This window comes from Nonomuraea lactucae (genome assembly GCF_003313395.1).
GTDB lineage: Bacteria > Actinomycetota > Actinomycetes > Streptosporangiales > Streptosporangiaceae > Nonomuraea > Nonomuraea lactucae.
The window spans coordinates 1-16,022 of the sequence record NZ_QNFZ01001021.1; the positions used below are offsets into that span (position 1 = coordinate 1).

Here is a 16,022-nt window from a genome sequence, read left to right on the forward strand (position 1 = left end):
CCCACGGCACCTCGGGGCCGAGCTCCGGGCCGGCCAGGACGCGCTCGCGCAGCAGCCGGTCGGCCAGCGCCAGCCGGTCCGCCCAGGACTGCGTCTCGGCCAGGCGGGCCACGGCCGAGACGCCCGACCGGCCCAGCAGGTCGTCGACCGGGACTATCGCGTTCGTCAGGTGCCGCATCGGCAGGCCGTACAGCCGCCGGGCCCCGAACGGGGTGAGGAGCACCTCCACGCCCTCGGTCGGCTCCCATGTCCGGGTGACCGTGAAACGGTCACCCAGGCCACCGGCGAACGACGTGAACCGCTCCCCGCCGACCTCCATCGGCGAGCCGAACGCGAGGATGAGCACCGCGCCAGGGAACGCCGCCTCGTTGCGCGTCACCGGCTGCTCGTAGTGCTCGCGGTAGGCGACCAGGCGGGTGACGTACGGCCGCAGGGCAGGGCTCGGGGCGGCGTCGGCCATCGCCAGCCCCAGCGCGCTCATATCAGCGACTATAGGCCGGTATGCCTGGCCAGGAACGTCAGGGTGTCGGCCGACAGCTCGACCGTGCGGCTGATCGAGCGGGCGCCGTGGCCCACCTCCGTCTCGTTGCGCAGCAGGATCGGGCGGTCCGACGACGTCGCGTGCTGCAGCGCCGCGCACATCTTCCACGCGTGCGACGGGTGCACGCGCGTGTCCGACTGGAAGACCGTGAACAGCGTCGCCGGGTACGGCACGCCCTCGCTCACGTGGTGGTAGGGCGAGTACGCGAGCAGCTGGTGGAACTGCTCGGGCTCCGCCGCGGAGCCGTACTCGACGTTCCAGGTGGCGCCCAGCCCGAACTGCTCGTACCGGACCATGTCGAGCAGCGGCGCCGAGCAGGCGACGGCCGCGTACAGCTCGGGACGCTGGGTGAGCGCCGCGCCCACGAGGAGCCCGCCGTTGGAGCCCCCGGAGATCGCGAGCTGCCCGGGGGTGGTCACGCCGGTGGCGACGAGGTGCTCGGCGGCGGCGTGGAAGTCGTCGAACACGTTCTGCTTGTCGGCCAGCATGCCCGCCCGGTGCCAGTCCTCGCCCTCCTCGCCGCCGCCGCGCAGGTTGGCGATCGCGTAGACGCCCCCCGCCTCCACCCAGGTGAGGATCGAGGCCGAGTAGCCGGGGGTCATCGAAAGGCCGAAGCCGCCGTAGCCGTACAGGATCGTCGGCCGCGGCCCCTCCGCGTCGACCGGGGCGATCACCAGCATGCGCACCTCGGTGCCGTCCTTCGACCGGTAGACCTGCTGCGAGGTGCGCACCGGCGGGACGTCGACCGCGCCCGGCGAGGCCGCCCAGAGCGAGGTCTCGCCCGTCCTGGCGTCGTAGCGCTGGATGGTCGGCGGCGTGGTGTTGTCGGTGTAGCCGAACCACGCCTCGTGGCCGCCTTCGGGCCGCTCGGCGATGCCGCCGATCGTGCCCAGGCCCGGCGTGGGCACCTCGCCGAGGCGCTCGCCCGTGGCGAGGTCGTGCACGGTGATCTCGCTGATGGCGTGTCGGGTCCAGCCGACCAGCATGACCGGGCGTTCCAGGTCGTCGAGGACGGCGAAGTCGGACAGCACCGCCTCCGGGTCCTCGGGGATCAGGTCGCGCCAGTCGTCGAACCCCGGCGTCGCCGGGTCGGTGACGCACACCCTGGACCGCGGCGCGTCACGGTCGGTGTGGACGTAGAGCCTGCCGTCCCGGCCGAACACCAGCCCGGTCTGGGCGTCCACCCCCTCCTGCACGACCCGCAGCTCGGGCCGGTCGGCGGGGCAGGCGGTCAGGTCGGCCACCCACAGGTCGTTGCGGGGGGCCGTGCCCTCGCTCGCGGAGATCTGCAGCCAGCGGCCGTCGCGCGACACCGAGACGCCGTAGTAGTTGGTCATCTTCATGCCCGCACCGAAGATCATGACGTCGTCCTCGGTGGACGTGCCGACGCGGTGCAGGTAGACGCGGCGGTGGAACTGCTGCTCGTTCTCCGGCACCTCGGTGCTGGGCAGCCTGCGCACGTAGTAGAACGCCTCGCCGCCCGGCAGCCACGCTATGGGGGAGTAGCGGCAGCGATCGATCGGGCCCTCGACGCGGACGCCCGTCGCGACGTCCATGACGTAGACGATCGACTCCTCGTTGCCGCCCACCGAGATCTGGTACGCGAGCAGGCGGCCCTCCTTGTCGGGCTGCACGGCGTCGAGCGTGGTCAGGCCCGACGGGTCGATCGCGATCGGGTCGACCAGCGCCCGCTCGGCGCCGTCCGGCTCCACGACGTAGTAGACCGCGTGCTCCTGCTCCGGCGTGCGGCGGCTGAAGAAGTGACGCCCGCCCCGCCAGGCCGGGGTGCCCACCGACCCGGACTTGAGCAGCTCCCCGATGCGCTCCTTGAACCGCTGCGGCTCGCTCTCCTTCTTGAACAGGTCGGCCTGCCCCAGCAGCCACCCCTTGGTCTCCGGGCTCTCGGGGTCCTCCAGCCAGCGGTACGGGTCGGGCACGGGCGTCTGGTGAAGGAGATCGACGGTCTCCTCGCGCCGGGCGGTCGGGTACGGCTCTCGCGTCATGCCCGCACCCTACTGCGAAGCCGGGCGCGTAAAGTCCTGGTGATACGGGCATAAAACGTATCGTGCGTCCCTCTGGTCAACCCGGCTGGAGGTTTTGGGGTGGCGGGGACCACGCTCGAAACGCCAGACTTGGTGATAGGACGGTGCCGTGGTGACCATCCGCTGGGCCGTCCGGCGGAGGTCCACGTGACGGAAGCATCCATGCCCCAGGAGGGGCCGACAGCCGGGACATGCCGCGGCATGTCCCCTTTGATACGCGCGCAGCGGGGTGAGGCCCGATGATGCGCCAAGTCCTGCTGCTGAATGCCACCTACGAGCCACTCACCACTCTTTCGCTGCACCGGGCCATCGTGCTGGTGCTGCGTGAGAAGGCCGACGTCGTGCACCGCGACGGCCGGGGCGCGGTCCTGCGCTCGGCCAGCCGTACGCTCGACGTGCCGTCGGTGATCAGGCTCCGCCGATATGTCCGCATCCCCTACCGGTCGCGCATCCCCCTGACCAGGGCCGCTCTCATGCGGCGCGACGACTACCGCTGCGCCTACTGCAGTCAGCGGGCCGAGACCATCGACCACGTCATCCCACGGTCCAGGGGTGGCGCCCACACGTGGGAGAACTGCGTGGCCTCGTGCACCACCTGCAACCACCGCAAGGCCGACAAATACCTGGAGGAGCTGGGGTGGGCGCTGCGCGTCACCCCGGCGGTGCCACGGGGCGCTCACTGGAGGTTGATCGGCGCGTCACTCGTCGGCGACCCCCAATGGGCGCCCTACCTGGAAGAGGCCGCCTGACCTCCGGGCCCGGCCCTCCTCGCGGGAGCCGGGCCCGACTCACGTCAAGCCCGGCTGGGAGGATCCACGCATGTGGACCTTCACCACAGACCTGGACGCGTACGCGGAGGCCGCCGAGCCGTTCCTGCTGAACGACCCGGTGCGCAACACGGTGCCGCTGAGCGTCCTGGCCGACCTGCGAGCAGGCATGCCCGCCTCCGGCGCCTACTTCGGCTGGTGGACGTCCGGGACACGGCTCGGCGGCGGTCAGGTCGGTGGTGTGGTGTTCCGCACGCCGCCGCGGCCGCTGGTGTTCGGCCTCATGCCGGTCGAGGCGGTTCCGTCGCTGCTGGAAGCCCTACCCGGGGGGATCTCCGGGATCGTGGGCCCGCGCGAGCTGGTCGAGGCGGCCGTCGAGGAACTCGGCCCGCCCGAAACCGTGCGCTCCGAACGTCTCTACCGGCTGGCCGAGCTGTCCGTCCCGGCCACGCCGGGCCGGGGACGGCTCGCCACGCCCGCCGACCACGAGCCACTGGTCGAGTGGCATGCCGCGTTCACCACCGAGCTCGGACTGCGTGAGGGAGACCTGGCCGAGCAGGTCGCGCGGCGCATCGCCCGGAGCGAGCTGTTCGTCTGGGAGACGGACGTTCCGGTGTCGTTCGCGGGCCTGTCGCCGGAGTCGGGCGGGGTCTGCCGCATCGGCCCCGTCTACACCCCGCCCTCGCACCGCAGGCGCGGCTACGCGGCGGCGGTCACCGCGTTCGCGAGCCAGGTCGCGCTCGCCGAGCGCTGTGACGAGGTCGTCCTGTTCACCGACCTGGCGAACCCGACGAGCAACGCCGTCTACCAGTCGATCGGCTACCGGCCGGTCGCCGACTACGCCATGGTGACCTTCCCGGACTGACATAATCTGTGGTCATGCCGCGTTACGACTTCCGCTGCCGCGCCTGCGGCTCCACGTTCGAGGTGTCCCGCCCCATGTCGGCCTCGGACGACCCCGCGACCTGCCCCGAGGGCCACGAGGACACGGTCAGGCTCCTGTCGACGGTCGCCATGACCGGCGGCGCCGCAGCCCCCCGCCCCGCGGGCGGAGGCAGAGGCGGTTGCTGCGGCGGCGGCTGCTGCTCCTGACCCACACGACCTCGGCGACACGCATGGTGGCGGGACATGCGCGTAGCGTGCGCGGATCCGTGCCAGGCTGATCTTCCAGTCGCTCTGGCATGGAGATTCGCTGTGGCCACCGAGACACCGGACGTGCCCGCCGGGCTCAGCCGTGAACGGGTGGCGGGCTTCACCGACGCGATCCTCGCGATCGCCATCACGCTGCTCGTCCTGGAGATCCCGCGTCCCGGAGCGAGCGACATCCCCGAGCTGGCGGCGTTCCTCGCCTCGCAGGCCGGCTCGTTCTTCGCCTTCGTGATCACCTTTCTCGTCCTGTGGAAGGTGTGGCGGGCGCATCACACGCTCTTCGACAAGATCGAACGGCTCTCCCGCCCGCTGGTGGCGGCGCACCTCCCACTGCTGATCTTCGCGGTGCTCCTGCCGTACGGCATCACCGTCTTCGGGCTGGTGAGCGACGACCTCAAGCAGGACACGGCGGGCGTACTCGCCGTCGGCCTGCTCGCCGCCAACGTGGCCGTTGTGCTGCTGACCCAGGCCCTGCTGACCAGCCTGGTGCTCCGCCAGCGGCTCTACCGGCCGGGCGCCGACGTCGCCGGTCTCCGCTCGGACGCCCGGGTCGGCTGGGCCATCGGCCTCTACTGGGCGGCGACCGCCGTCGGCTGCGCCTGGATCGCCCCCATCGTCCCCTACCTGTGGATCGCCTCCCCGGGCGTGGGCTACCTCGCCCACGCCCTCACCAGGCCCCCGACCGAGCATCGCCGATGACCGGTGCGGCCGGAGACCCGCCCGCACCCCGCGGGGAGGCGGGCGGGAGGAGCGGAAGAGCCCTGAGCGCTACGCCGCTCTGGTGCGCTTGCGGCGCTGGAACGGCAGGAAGCGGTCGGCGAGGTGGGGCCGGGAGGGGGTGAGTGTGGGCTCCACCGCCAGGACGCGGTCGAAGCGGAACGCCCGGATCGCCCGGCGCATCCGGCACACCCCCACGAGATACCAGTATTCGCGGTGGACCAGGCATGTCACCGGCTCCACGTCGCGGATCGTGACGTGCCCGGAGGCGTCGCAGTAGTGGAGCCGGACCATGAGCCGGCTGGTGATGGCGTCGGCGATGAGCCTGGCCCGTGAGGCGATCTCGACAGGGAGCGGGTCGGTGAGCGTCGCGAGCGTGGTGGCGATGACGTCGTCGTCGAGCTCCAGGTGCTCGAGCGCGTGCTGGAGGGCGCGCCGGGCGGTGACGGCCTGCGGGCCCGAGCCCAGGTGGGCCAGGGAGAGGGCGAGGGAGGCGATCTCGGCGGTCGTCAGCGGGCGGGTGGTGGGCTTCACGACTGTAGCCATACCCCGAGAATAGACGCGGCCACCGACAATTTTCGAAAACGTGTACGTAAGCAAGGCAACCCTCCCCCCGGCGTAACAGGACGAAGGGGCAGGTCATCACCTCAGGTGTGACGCTTGACATACCGGACAAGCGGCGCCTAACCTCGCGTCAATCGACAGGCACAGACGAAGACACCCCTGTCAGCGGTCTTCGTCTGTGCCTTTGTCGTACCCGGACCGCTGGCAAGGGTTTCGACCACCCGGAAGGCGGCGGGCATGCAAGACCCAGCGAGCACGAGTAGAGCGGTCATCCGCAGCGCGGGAGACGCGGCCGATCTCATCAATACCCTCAAGTCCCTGCGCGGCCGGGCCAATTGGATCTGGTTCCTCGCCCTGGCGGGCCTGTTTCTGGACGCCTACTCCAACGCGGCCCTCGGGGCCGGCCTGGCCCCCATGGTGAAGCAGCTCGGCCTGTCGCCCACGCAGGTCGGCCTGCTCACCGCGATGGCCCCGGCGATCGCGATCGTCTCCAACCCGTTCGGCGGCTGGCTCGCCGCCCGGATCGGCCGGATCAAGCCGCTGCTGATGACGAAGGTGGTCTTTGCGGCGGGCGCGCTGCTCACCGCCGTCGGCTCGGACTTCCAGACCGTCTTCGCCGGGCGCACCCTGGTCGGCATCGCCTACGGCATCGACTTCGCGGTGGCGATGGCCCTGCTCGCCGAGTACACCCCCGCCTCGCTCAAGGGCAGGCTGAACTTCTGGCAGGGCGTCTGGTACACGGCGACCACCACGAACCTGCTCCTCACCCTCCTGTTCTACAGGTTCGACGTGGGCGCCGACATCTGGCGCTGGTCCGTCAGCTCCTCGGCCGCGTTCGCGTTGATCCTTTTCGTGCTGCAGCTCACCTTCCTGGTGGAGAGCCCCACCTGGCTGGCCGCCAAGGGCAGGCTGCGCGAGTCCGTGGCCAACCTGCGCCGCATGTACGGCTTCACCGTGGAGGAGGGGCCGATGGAGACGGGGCAGGCCGAGGCGGCCCGGCACCAGGTCGGGCTCCGCGACGTGGGCGTCCTGTTCCGCCGCCCGTACCTGCCCAGGACCGTGCTGTCCACGGCCATCTCCCTCACCCAGGCCATGCAGTACTTCGCCGTCGGCTGGTACCTGCCGGTGATCAGCCTGGAGCTGTTCGGCAAGGAGTTCGAGAAGGCGACGCTGGGCGCCATGGCGTTCAACGCGGTCGGCATCGTCGGCGGCTGCCTGTCGGCCTACTTCGGCCGCCGGCTCGGCCTGCGGGTCAGCTCGATGGCCGGATACGCCGTCGTGTTCGCCGCGTTGCTGATCATGGGCGCGACGTTCAAGCAGCTCCCCGTCGCGGTGGCCGCGCTGCTGCCGGTGCTGTTCATCTTCTTCCACTCCGCGGGCCCCGGCCCGAACGGGAAGTCCATCGCGGCGCTGTCGTACCGCAGTGACATCCGCACCATCGGCACCGGCGTGACCGGCATGCTCGGCAGCTTCGGCTCGGTCGCCGGCCTCTACCTGTTCCCGCAGCTGCAGTCGGGCATCGGGGTCGGCAACAGCCTCATGGTGCTGTCGGCGGTGCCGCTGGTAGGCCTGCTCGCCTGCCTGGCGATCAGGTGGGACCCGACCCGCGCCGCGGTGAACCTGGAGGACGAGCCGATCCACCTCCAGCAGCCCCAGCCGGTCTCGGTGTGAGCCCGGCCCGGAGAAAGGACCTGCTCGGATGACCGGCGAACGCCGCCTCGGCGTACTCGGCATCGACGAGGGCACCACGGGCACCCGCGCCGCCGTCGTCCTGGACGACGGCCGCGCGGCCCCGCCCGCGTACCTGTCGCTCTCGGTCAGCTCGCCCGACCACCTGCGCGTCGAGCAGGACGCCACGGAGATCTGGGCGAACACCCTCAAGGTCTGCCGCGAGGCGCTCGACTGGGCCGCCGCGCACCGCGTGGAGATCACGGGGGTGTCGATCTCCACGCAGCGCGCGACCGTCCTGCTCTGGGACACGGTGACCGGCCGGCCGCTCAGCCAGGCGGTGGTCTGGCAGGATCGCCGGTACGCCGCGCGGCTGCGGGAGTGGGAGCCGGAGTGGGACGCCCACCTCTGCGAGCACACCGGCCGGCCGGTCGGCTCTCGCGCGCCGCTGCTGTGGGCCGCGGAGGAGATCGAGGCCAACGAGGCCGCCCGCCGGGCACACGCCGCCGGCAGGCTGGCGTTCGGCTCGATCGACACCTGGCTGGTCTGGAAGCTGACCGGCGGCGCGCGTCACGTGGTGTCCGCCACCAACGCCGTCGCCCTGGGCGCCTACGACCTGCGTACCGGGGGCTGGCACGAGCCCTGGGTCACGTTCCTCGGCTGCCCTCCGGATGTGCTGCCGCTGATCGTCGACGAGGACGGGGACTTCGGCCACACGGACCCGGCGGTCCTCGGCGCGCGGCTGCCCATCCTGGCGGCCATGGGCGACCAGCACGCGGCGATGCTCGCGCTCGGCGCCCACGATCCGGGCCAGGCCATGTGCGTGCACGGGACGGGCACGTTCCTCGACGCCGTGGCGGGCGACCGGCCGCCCGCCCATCGCACCCCGGTGCCCGGGGTGCTGACACTGGTCGGATGGCGCTCGCGCGGCGTGCCCGTGTTCAGCCTGGAGGGGTTCGCGGCGACGACCGGCTCCGCGCTGCGCTGGCTGTGCGACGAGATCGGCCTGTTCTCCTCGCCGCGTGAGCTCGCCATGCTCGCGGGCGAGCACCCCGGGCCGAGCCGGGTGACGTTCCTGCCCGCCCTCGCCGGGCTGCGCACCCCCGTGTGGTCGCCGGAGGCCACCGGGTTGCTCGCCGGGCTCAGCCTGTCCACCACCCGCGCCGAGCTGGCGCGTGGCGTGCTCGACGGCATCGCGCACTCCGTGTGCGACGTGCTCGAGGGTGTGGAGCAGGCGATGGGCCGGCCGGTCACCGAACTGTGCTGTGGCGGCGGCCTGTCCACCAGCGACGTGCTGATGACCGGCCAGGCCGATCTGCTGGGCCGACCGGTGCGGCGGGCCCGTGACAACGAGAGCGCCAGCCTGCGCGGCGCCGGCTACCTCGGCGGCGTCCGCGCCGGGCTGTGGCCAAGCGTCCCGGCGGCCGTCGCCGCGCTCCCGGCGGGCGCCACGTTCGACCCCGTCCTGCCCGACCCCGAACGCCAGGAGGCCCGAGCCGCCTGGCGCGACCTGCTGGCCCGCCACGTCCACCGACCCGACTCACCGGAGGAATCGACCTCGTGATCCGGCTTCCCGAACGCAAGGCGAGATCGGAGACGAAGAACGCCATCCGCCGCACTCCGCTGCGGCTCGACCGCCGGGAGCAGCTCGACCGGCTCGCCTCACGCCCCGTCGACGTGCTCGTGGTCGGCGGCGGCGTCACCGGCTGCTACACAGCGCTGGACGCCGCCACCCGCGGCCTGTCCGTCGCGCTGGTCGAACGGGACGACTTCGCCTCCGGCACCTCCTCCAAGTCGTCGAAGATGGTGCACGGCGGCCTGCGCTACATCGAGCAGGGCAACCTGCCGCTGGTCCGGCGCTCGCTGCTCGAACGCCAGCGCTTCCGCCGCAACGCGCCGCACCTGGTGCAGCGGCTGCCGTTCGTCTTCCCCGTGCTCACCCAGGACGGCGTGTTCGACGCGCGCATGGCCACGGCCTTCGAGGGTCTGCTGTGGACGTACGACCTGGCCGGGGGATGGCGGATCGGCCGGCTGCACCGGAGGCTCACCGTGCCGGAGGTCCTCGTCCGCGCTCCGCGGCTGCGCGCCGACCGGCTCAAGGGCGGGCTGCTCTACTACGACAGCCGTACCGACGACGCACGGCTGACCCTGACCATCGCGCGGACCGCCGCGCACTTCGGCGCGACGGTGCTCAACGGCGCCGCCTGCCGCGGGCTCATCCGCGAGGGCGGCCTGGTGCGCGGGGCCATCGTCGAGGCCGACGGCCGCGAGGTCGAGGTACGCGCCGGAGTCGTGATCAACGCGACCGGGGTCTGGTCCGACGCCCTCGACGCCCTGTCGGACCCCGGCCACCGGCCGCGGATCCGGCCCGCCAAGGGCGTGCACATCGTGTTGCCCTGGACCAGGCTGCCCGTGGACGGCACCGTGACCGTGCCCGTCCCCGGCCGGGCCCGGCGTGCCACCTGCACCCGATGGGGAGACGTGGTCGTGGTGGGCACGACCGACACCGACTACGACGGCCCCCTCGACGAGGTGCTGTGCACGCGCGAGGAGATGCGATACCTCCTCGACGGCGCCAACACCGCCTTCGACGCCGGCCTCACGCCGGCCGACGTCGTCGGGTCGATGGCCGGGCTCCGGCCCCTGGTCGGCGGCGCCGACGGCAAGGAGGGCGCCACGCTGGACATGAGCCGCGACCACCGGATCTCGACCGACGCGCACGGACTCGTCACCGTCACCGGCGGCAAGCTCACCACCAGCCGCCACATGGGCGAGCTGGTGGTGGACGAGGCGCTGAAGCTGCTCGGCCGCCGGGCCCGCTGCCGGACGGCCCGCCTGCCGCTGCTCGGCGGCGCCGGATACGACGCCGAGGCCACCTCGGCCACCGGCGGGACGGGCGCGCACCTCGGCGAGCGCTACGGCACCGAGGCGCGGTTCGTGGCGGACCTCGTCGCCGAGGACCCGTCCCTGATCGACCCGATCATCGAGGGGGCCGGGCACCTGCGCGCCGAGGTGGTCTACGCGGCCCGCTGCGAGCTCGCGCGCAGCGTCGACGACGTGCTGTCCCGCCGCACCCGGATGCGGCTGTTCACCCGTGACCTGTCGGTCAAGGCCGCCCCGGAGGTCGGCCGGCTGCTCCAGCGGGAGCTCGGACTGACCGACGAGGAGGTCGCCCGCCAGGTCGACGACTACGTCTCCGGCGTCGAGCGCGAGAAGACCGTACTGATGGAAGGACTTTCATGATCAGCAGGCAGACCGTCACCCACCCGTTCAACCGGGGCGACTACGTGGTCGGCGCGCCCACCCCGCCCCGCTGGGCCGCCGACTGCCCGCCCGGCAGGGGCAAGGCCAGCCTGCAGCGGGCCGCGGTCGAGGTTCCGGCCGCGGTCCGCGAAGAGCTGCGCTCGGTCGCCGCCGCCATGCACACCGACCGGGACGAGGTGATCCGCCGTACCCGCGACTGGTGGGCGGGCACGGCCATCGGCGAGACGGACGGCGAGCCGGCGACCCCCGACGCGGTGATCGTCGAGGTGGCCGACGAGGAGCAGGTCGCGGCCGTGGTGCGGATCTGCCGGGCACACGGCCTCCCGCTGACGGTCTCGGCCGGTCGCAGCAACGTGCTGGGCGCCGCCCTGCCGGTCTTCGGCGGTGTCGTGCTGGACGTGTGCCGGCTCAACCGGATCGTCTCCTTCGACGCCGAGTCCATGATCGTCGAGGTCCAGGCCGGGATGTTCGGTGACCTCTTCGAGAAGGAACTTCAGGAGCGGCACGGCGCCACCACCGGGCACTGGCCGTCCGCGTTCGCCATCTCCACGGTCGGTGGCTGGGCCGCCTGCCGCGGCGCCGGCCAGCTCTCCACCCGGTACGGCAAGATCGAGGACATGGTCGTGGGCCTGGACGTGGTCCTGCCTGACGGCACCGCCGCGACCTACGGCACCTACCCGCGGGCCGCCGTCGGCCCCGATCTGCGGCAGCTTTTCGTCGGCTCCGAGGGCACCCTCGGCGTGATCACCCGGCTGCGGCTGCGGACGCACCGGCTGCCCGGCTACGCGCGCGGCCTGGCCTACGGGTTCGGCTCGTTCGCCGACGGGCTCGACGCCTGCCGGGAGATCCTCCAGCGCGGCGCGACCCCCGCGGTGCTGCGCCTGTACGACACGCACGAGAGCGGCACCCACTTCGGCGAGCCGGACACCAACCTGCTGCTGGTCGCCGACGAGGGCGACCCCGCGCTGGTGGACGCCACCATGGCGATCGTCGAGGAGGCCTGCGTGGAGCGGGCGACGGTGAAGCTGGACGGTGACGCGGTCCTGGCGCGCTGGCTCGAGGAGCGGATGGTCGTCGGCAAGTCCGGCGACGGGTTCGCCAAGGGCCCCGGCTTCGTGGCCGACACCTGCGAGATCGCCGCGCCGTGGTCGTCGCTGGCGGCCGTCTACGACGAGGTGGTCGCGGCGATCGAGGCGGTCCCGGGCACACTGCGGGCCTCCGCGCACCAGTCGCACGCCTACACCGACGGAGCGTGCCTGTACTTCTCGCTGCGCGGAGACGTGGAGCGGCACCGCCGCCGGGATTGGTACCGGGCCGCCTGGGACGCGGCCAACGAGGTGCTCATCCGGCACGGCGCCGCGATCAGCCACCACCACGGTGTCGGGCTGCTCCGCTCGCCGTACGTCGAGCCGTCCCTGGGCAGCGGCTTCGGTACGCTCGTTGCCGTCAAGCAGGCGCTCGACCCGGCCGGCATCATGAACCCCGGCAAGCTGGGGCTGCCCACCCGGTTCGGTACGACCGGTGCGTAAGGTGTTGCGGTGAGTTCACGTCCGAAACGCCCCGTCGACCGGCGCCTGCTGGCCGCCCTGGCGGACTATCCCGTGATGGCGTCCCTCGTCAGCGTGGCGATGGCGGACCGCTTCACCACCACCTCGACGCCGCTGGGCATCCTCGCGTCGGTGCCGCTCGGCGACCTGGCGGCCACGGTCCAGCGAACGGTCGCCGCAGGCAAGATCGTGTTCGTCAACATGGACTCCACACCCGGGCTGGGGCACGATCCCGGCGCCCTGACGTACCTGCGGGACATCGGGGCGATCGGCATCTGCTCCACCCGGGCGGCCATCGTCGAGCGGGCCGGCGGGCTCGGCCTGCTCTCCATGCAGAAGGTGTTCGTCACCGACCGGTCCAACCTGCGCCGCAGCCTCCAGGCGGTCGCACGGTCCCACCCGGACGTCGTGCAGCTCATGCCCGCGGTCGTGCTGCGCTACATGGAACAGCAGGCGAGGGAACTGGGGGTGCCGTACCTGGCGGCCGGGTTCGTCCAGGACGAGGCGGACGTGGCGGAGGCCCTCCAGCACGGCGCGGCCGGTGTGTGCACCTCGGACGAGAAGCTATGGGAGCTCCGCCGCTCCAGCCTCCACACCTCCTGACCCCCTTCGTCCCGAGGACACCAGAATGACGCAGGCCAGGCCAGACCTGTCAGGCCAGCCACCCGGACCGCGACACGGCACACCCCGCACGGCCGGGGCGCGGCGCGGATCACCGGCCACGGACGGTGCACGACGCGGATCAATGGGCGCGGTGCTCTCCCCACCGCTCTTCGTCCTGCTCTGGAGCAGCGCCTTCATCGCGGGCATCCCCGGGGTGGAGGCGGCGCCGCCGTTGCTGCTCATGTTCGCCCGCTTCGCCGTGGCCGGAGCGCTGCTCACGGTGTACGCGCTGGTCACCCGCGCGCCCTGGCCCCGTGGCCCGGCGCTGGCGCACATCGTCGTCGCCGGGCTGCTGATGCAGGCCGTCCAGTTCGGCGCCTTCTACACGGTGCTCGGCATGGGCTTCCCCGCGGCCGTCGTCTCGCTCGTCCAGGGGCTCAGCCCGATCGTGGTCGCGCTGGCCGCGCGGTTCCTCGGCGAGGCGGTCAGCGGCCGGCAGTGGCTCGGCTTCGCCCTCGGCGCCTCCGGCGTCGTGCTCGCCGTGGCGGACCGGGTGACCCTGCCCGCCGGAGGCATGGCGTTGTGCCTCGTCGGCCTGGCCGGGCTGAGCCTGGGCACGCTCTACCAGAAACGCTTCGTCCCCGAGATGGACATCCGTACGGGCACCGCCACCCAGCTCCTGGCCGCCGCACCGGCGGTGGGACTGGCCTGCCTGGTGGTCGAGACGCCGAGGGTGTCGGACTGGACGGCGTTCGGCGGGTCCGTGGCCTGGATGGTGCTGGTGAACTCCGTCGCGGCGTTCGTCCTGCTCAACACGATGCTGCAGCGCTCGTCCGCCAGCCGGGTCAGCAGCGTGTTCTTCATGACCCCGGCGGTGACGGCGGTGCTCGCGTGGCTGGTGGTCGGCCAGTCGCTGCATCCGCTCGCCATCGCGGGACTCGCGGTCGGCGGCGCGGGCGTCCTGCTCGCCAACCGCCGGCCCACCACCCGCTGACCGGTTTCGCGGCCAAGGACGGGAGGGGTGAGGCTTCCCGCCGCGTTCAGCGGGAGAGCTGGGTCAGGTCGCGGGAGGCCCCCGTGGAGGCGGACGTGGTCATGGCCGCGTACGCCTGGAGAGCCGCGCTGACCGGGCGGTTGCGGTCGCGCGGGCGGTAGCCGCCCAGGTCGGCCAGCAGCCGCTCGCGCCGTGCCGCCAGCTCGGCCTCGGGCACGCGCAGCTCCAGCTTGCGGGACGGGATGTCGATGTCGATCATGTCGCCGTCCTCCACCAGGGCGATCGTGCCGCCCTCGGCCGCCTCCGGAGAGGCGTGCCCGATCGACAGCCCGGACGTGCCGCCGGAGAAACGCCCGTCGGTGACCAGCGCGCACGCCTTGCCCAGTCCCTTGCCCTTGAGGAACGAGGTCGGGTAGAGCATCTCCTGCATGCCGGGGCCGCCTTTGGGGCCCTCGTAGCGGATGACCACCACGTCGCCCTCGCGCACCCGCCCGCCCAGGATGCCCTCGACCGCCTGCTCCTGCGATTCGAACACCACCGCCGGGCCGCTGAACTTCCAGATCGACTCGTCGACCCCGGCCGTCTTGACCACCGCGCCGTCGCGGGAGATGTTGCCGTAGAGCACCGCCAGGCCGCCGTCGGCCGTGTAGGCGTGCTCGCGGTCGCGCACGCAGCCCTCGGCGCGGTCGAGATCGAGGTCGTCCCAGCGGTTGTCCTGGGAGTAGGGCTTCACGGTGCGGACGTTGCCCGGCGCGGCGTGCCACAGCTCGACCGCCTCGGGCAGCACGCTGGGCGAGCACGGGTCCCACTCGGCGAGCATGGAGCCGAGCGTGCCGCCGTTGACCGTCTGGACGTCGCGGTGGAGCAGCCCGGCGCGGTCGAGCTCGCCCAGGATGGCCGGGATGCCGCCGGCCCGGTGGACGTCCTCGATGTGGTATTTGTTCGTCGCCGGTGCCACCTTGCACAGGCACGGCACCCGCAGCGAGATCTCGTTGATCTCCTTGAGCCCGAAGTCGACGCCGGCCTCGCGGGCGGCGGCCAGGATGTGCAGGATCGTGTTGGTCGAGCCGCCCATCGCCACGTCGAGCGTCATCGCGTTCTCGAACGCCTCGCGCGTCGCGATCGAACGCGGCAGCACCGACTCGTCGCCGTCTTCGTAGTAGCGCCGGGTGATCTCCACCAACTGCCGGCCGGCGTCCTCGAACAGCCGCTTGCGGGCCTTGTGGGTGGCGAGGATCGTGCCGTTGCCGGGCAGTGCCAGGCCGATGGCCTCGGCCAGGCAGTTCATGGAGTTGGCGGTGAACATGCCGGAGCACGACCCGCAGGTCGGGCAGGCGGCCTCCTCCATCTCCAGCAGCTCGGCGTCGGACACCGACTCGTCGGCCGAGGCGATCATGGGGTCGATCAGGTCGAGCTTGCGGCCGGGCGTCTTGCCCGCCTCCATGGGGCCGCCCGAGACGAAGATCGTGGGAATGTTGAGCCTGAGCGCGGCCAGCAGCATGCCAGGCGTGATCTTGTCGCAGTTGGAGACGCAGATCAGCGCGTCGGCGCAGTGGGCGTTGACCATGTATTCGACGGCATCGGCGATCAGCTCGCGGGAGGGCAGCGAGTAGAGCATGCCGCCGTGGCCCATGGCGATGCCGTCGTCGACCGCGATCGTGTTGAACTCGCGCGGGATCGCCCCCGCCTCCCGGATGGCCGCGGACACCACGTCGCCGACGTCGCGCAGATGCACGTGACCGGGGACGAACTGGGTGAAGCTGTTGGCCACGGCGATGATGGGCTTGCCGAAGTCGCTCCCCGCTACCCCGGTCGCGCGGAGCAGGGCGCGGGCGCCGACCATGTTCCTGCCGTGGGTGACCGTGCGTGATCTGAGGGCGGGCATCGTGCTTCTCCCATCGCTTTCCAGTCTTCACATCGTACGACCATCGCCCGGTGGCTGAGACGGCCGTCCACAGCCCGGACCAGGCAGGTGAAGATCTGGCTGAACGGCGACCCCGGGCGCGTGGGCGCCCTCGCGCGCGTCCGATGGGTTCTCGCCGCCCGATGCGGCGCCCGAAGAGGTCTTCGGGCGCAGGCCCGCCGGGGCCGGTAGTAAGTCTTCGAAGGTCTTGAACACCGAGACGTCCTCCTGATGCGGTTGACGGGCTTGGTGTCCCAAAGACG

At 72.1% G+C, this 16,022-nt stretch carries 13 protein-coding genes and 1 pseudogene; 10 read left to right on the top strand and 4 right to left on the bottom strand.

Annotated elements, in window-relative coordinates; translation table 11 throughout:
* Positions 1 to 481 (bottom strand): annotated as a pseudogene (locus DQW85_RS37520) (DUF6597 domain-containing transcriptional factor); the annotation flags it as partial.
* 8 nt (positions 482 to 489) lie between these two features.
* Positions 490 to 2,544 (bottom strand): prolyl oligopeptidase family serine peptidase, encoded by a 2,055-nt coding sequence (locus DQW85_RS37525; protein WP_113704489.1) that lies wholly within the window; start codon positions 2,542 to 2,544, stop codon positions 490 to 492.
* A gap of 281 nt (positions 2,545 to 2,825) precedes the next feature.
* Here DQW85_RS37525 and DQW85_RS37530 point away from each other — a divergent pair, with 281 nt between their 5' ends.
* The 4 genes from DQW85_RS37530 to DQW85_RS37545 all read left to right on the top strand — a co-directional run bounded on the left by DQW85_RS37530 (position 2,826) and on the right by DQW85_RS37545 (position 5,198).
* Positions 2,826 to 3,332: an HNH endonuclease gene (locus tag DQW85_RS37530; protein ID WP_113704499.1), complete on the top strand. Its 507-nt coding sequence runs from the start codon at positions 2,826 to 2,828 to the stop codon at positions 3,330 to 3,332.
* 70 nt (positions 3,333 to 3,402) lie between these two features.
* The gene (locus DQW85_RS37535; protein ID WP_113704490.1) at positions 3,403 to 4,215 is read left to right on the top strand and encodes a GNAT family N-acetyltransferase; all 813 of its coding nucleotides are present in this window, start codon (positions 3,403 to 3,405) and stop codon (positions 4,213 to 4,215) included.
* A gap of 14 nt (positions 4,216 to 4,229) precedes the next feature.
* Positions 4,230 to 4,442: an FmdB family zinc ribbon protein gene (locus DQW85_RS37540; RefSeq protein WP_113704500.1), complete on the top strand. Its 213-nt coding sequence runs from the start codon at positions 4,230 to 4,232 to the stop codon at positions 4,440 to 4,442.
* 102 nt (positions 4,443 to 4,544) lie between these two features.
* Positions 4,545 to 5,198 carry a TMEM175 family protein gene (locus DQW85_RS37545; RefSeq protein WP_162795694.1) on the top strand — a complete coding sequence of 218 codons (654 nt, stop codon included), beginning with the start codon at positions 4,545 to 4,547 and terminating at the stop codon, positions 5,196 to 5,198.
* Positions 5,199 to 5,267: 69 nt separating this feature from the next.
* On the opposite strand, the gene DQW85_RS37550 is transcribed toward DQW85_RS37545, so the two are convergent.
* Positions 5,268 to 5,762: a helix-turn-helix transcriptional regulator gene (locus tag DQW85_RS37550; protein ID WP_113704492.1), complete on the bottom strand. Its 495-nt coding sequence runs from the start codon at positions 5,760 to 5,762 to the stop codon at positions 5,268 to 5,270.
* Between the two features lie 255 nt (positions 5,763 to 6,017).
* On the opposite strand from DQW85_RS37550, the gene DQW85_RS37555 reads away from it, so the two are divergent.
* The 6 genes from DQW85_RS37555 (at position 6,018) to DQW85_RS37580 (ending at position 13,856) form a co-directional block, all read left to right on the top strand.
* Complete coding sequence (locus DQW85_RS37555; RefSeq protein ID WP_113704493.1) at positions 6,018 to 7,451, top strand: MFS transporter; 1,434 nt, start codon at positions 6,018 to 6,020, stop codon at positions 7,449 to 7,451.
* Positions 7,452 to 7,479: 28 nt separating this feature from the next.
* Positions 7,480 to 9,012, top strand: coding sequence for an FGGY family carbohydrate kinase (locus tag DQW85_RS37560; protein ID WP_113704494.1), 1,533 nt, complete (start codon positions 7,480 to 7,482; stop codon positions 9,010 to 9,012).
* Entirely contained in the window at positions 9,009 to 10,691 is a 1,683-nt protein-coding gene (locus DQW85_RS37565; protein ID WP_113704495.1) for a glycerol-3-phosphate dehydrogenase/oxidase, read from the top strand. Before DQW85_RS37560 ends, DQW85_RS37565 begins: the two co-directional genes overlap by 4 nt.
* Entirely contained in the window at positions 10,688 to 12,241 is a 1,554-nt protein-coding gene (locus tag DQW85_RS37570) for an FAD-binding oxidoreductase (RefSeq protein ID WP_113704496.1), read from the top strand. The genes DQW85_RS37565 and DQW85_RS37570 overlap by 4 nt, the downstream gene beginning before the upstream one ends.
* 9 nt (positions 12,242 to 12,250) lie before the next feature.
* Positions 12,251 to 12,862 carry a glycerol-3-phosphate responsive antiterminator gene (locus DQW85_RS37575; protein WP_240197684.1) on the top strand — a complete coding sequence of 204 codons (612 nt, stop codon included), beginning with the start codon at positions 12,251 to 12,253 and terminating at the stop codon, positions 12,860 to 12,862.
* A 142-nt stretch (positions 12,863 to 13,004) separates the two neighbouring features.
* A complete protein-coding gene (locus DQW85_RS37580; protein WP_113704497.1) occupies positions 13,005 to 13,856 on the top strand; it encodes a DMT family transporter in 852 nt (283 codons plus the stop codon).
* 46 nt (positions 13,857 to 13,902) lie between these two features.
* On the opposite strand, the gene ilvD is transcribed toward DQW85_RS37580, so the two are convergent.
* Entirely contained in the window at positions 13,903 to 15,741 is a 1,839-nt protein-coding gene (gene ilvD, locus DQW85_RS37585; RefSeq protein WP_113704498.1) for a dihydroxy-acid dehydratase, read from the bottom strand.
* Positions 15,742 to 16,022: the final 281 nt, after the last annotated feature.

Excerpts from the sequence above, each read along its gene's own strand:
- DQW85_RS37540 (WP_113704500.1), top strand. The coding sequence starts at position 4,230 with ATGCCGCGTTACGACTTCCGCTGCCGCGCCTGCGGCTCCACGTTCGAG.
- DQW85_RS37535 (WP_113704490.1), top strand. The coding sequence starts at position 3,403 with ATGTGGACCTTCACCACAGACCTGGACGCGTACGCGGAGGCCGCCGAG.
- DQW85_RS37580 (WP_113704497.1), top strand. The coding sequence starts at position 13,005 with ATGGGCGCGGTGCTCTCCCCACCGCTCTTCGTCCTGCTCTGGAGCAGC.
- DQW85_RS37560 (WP_113704494.1), top strand. The coding sequence starts at position 7,480 with ATGACCGGCGAACGCCGCCTCGGCGTACTCGGCATCGACGAGGGCACC.
- DQW85_RS37530 (WP_113704499.1), top strand. The coding sequence starts at position 2,826 with ATGCGCCAAGTCCTGCTGCTGAATGCCACCTACGAGCCACTCACCACT.
- DQW85_RS37525 (WP_113704489.1), bottom strand. The coding sequence starts at position 2,544 with ATGACGCGAGAGCCGTACCCGACCGCCCGGCGCGAGGAGACCGTCGAT.
- DQW85_RS37555 (WP_113704493.1), top strand. The coding sequence starts at position 6,018 with ATGCAAGACCCAGCGAGCACGAGTAGAGCGGTCATCCGCAGCGCGGGA.
- DQW85_RS37570 (WP_113704496.1), top strand. The coding sequence starts at position 10,688 with ATGATCAGCAGGCAGACCGTCACCCACCCGTTCAACCGGGGCGACTAC.
- ilvD (WP_113704498.1), bottom strand. The coding sequence starts at position 15,741 with ATGCCCGCCCTCAGATCACGCACGGTCACCCACGGCAGGAACATGGTC.
- DQW85_RS37550 (WP_113704492.1), bottom strand. The coding sequence starts at position 5,762 with ATGGCTACAGTCGTGAAGCCCACCACCCGCCCGCTGACGACCGCCGAG.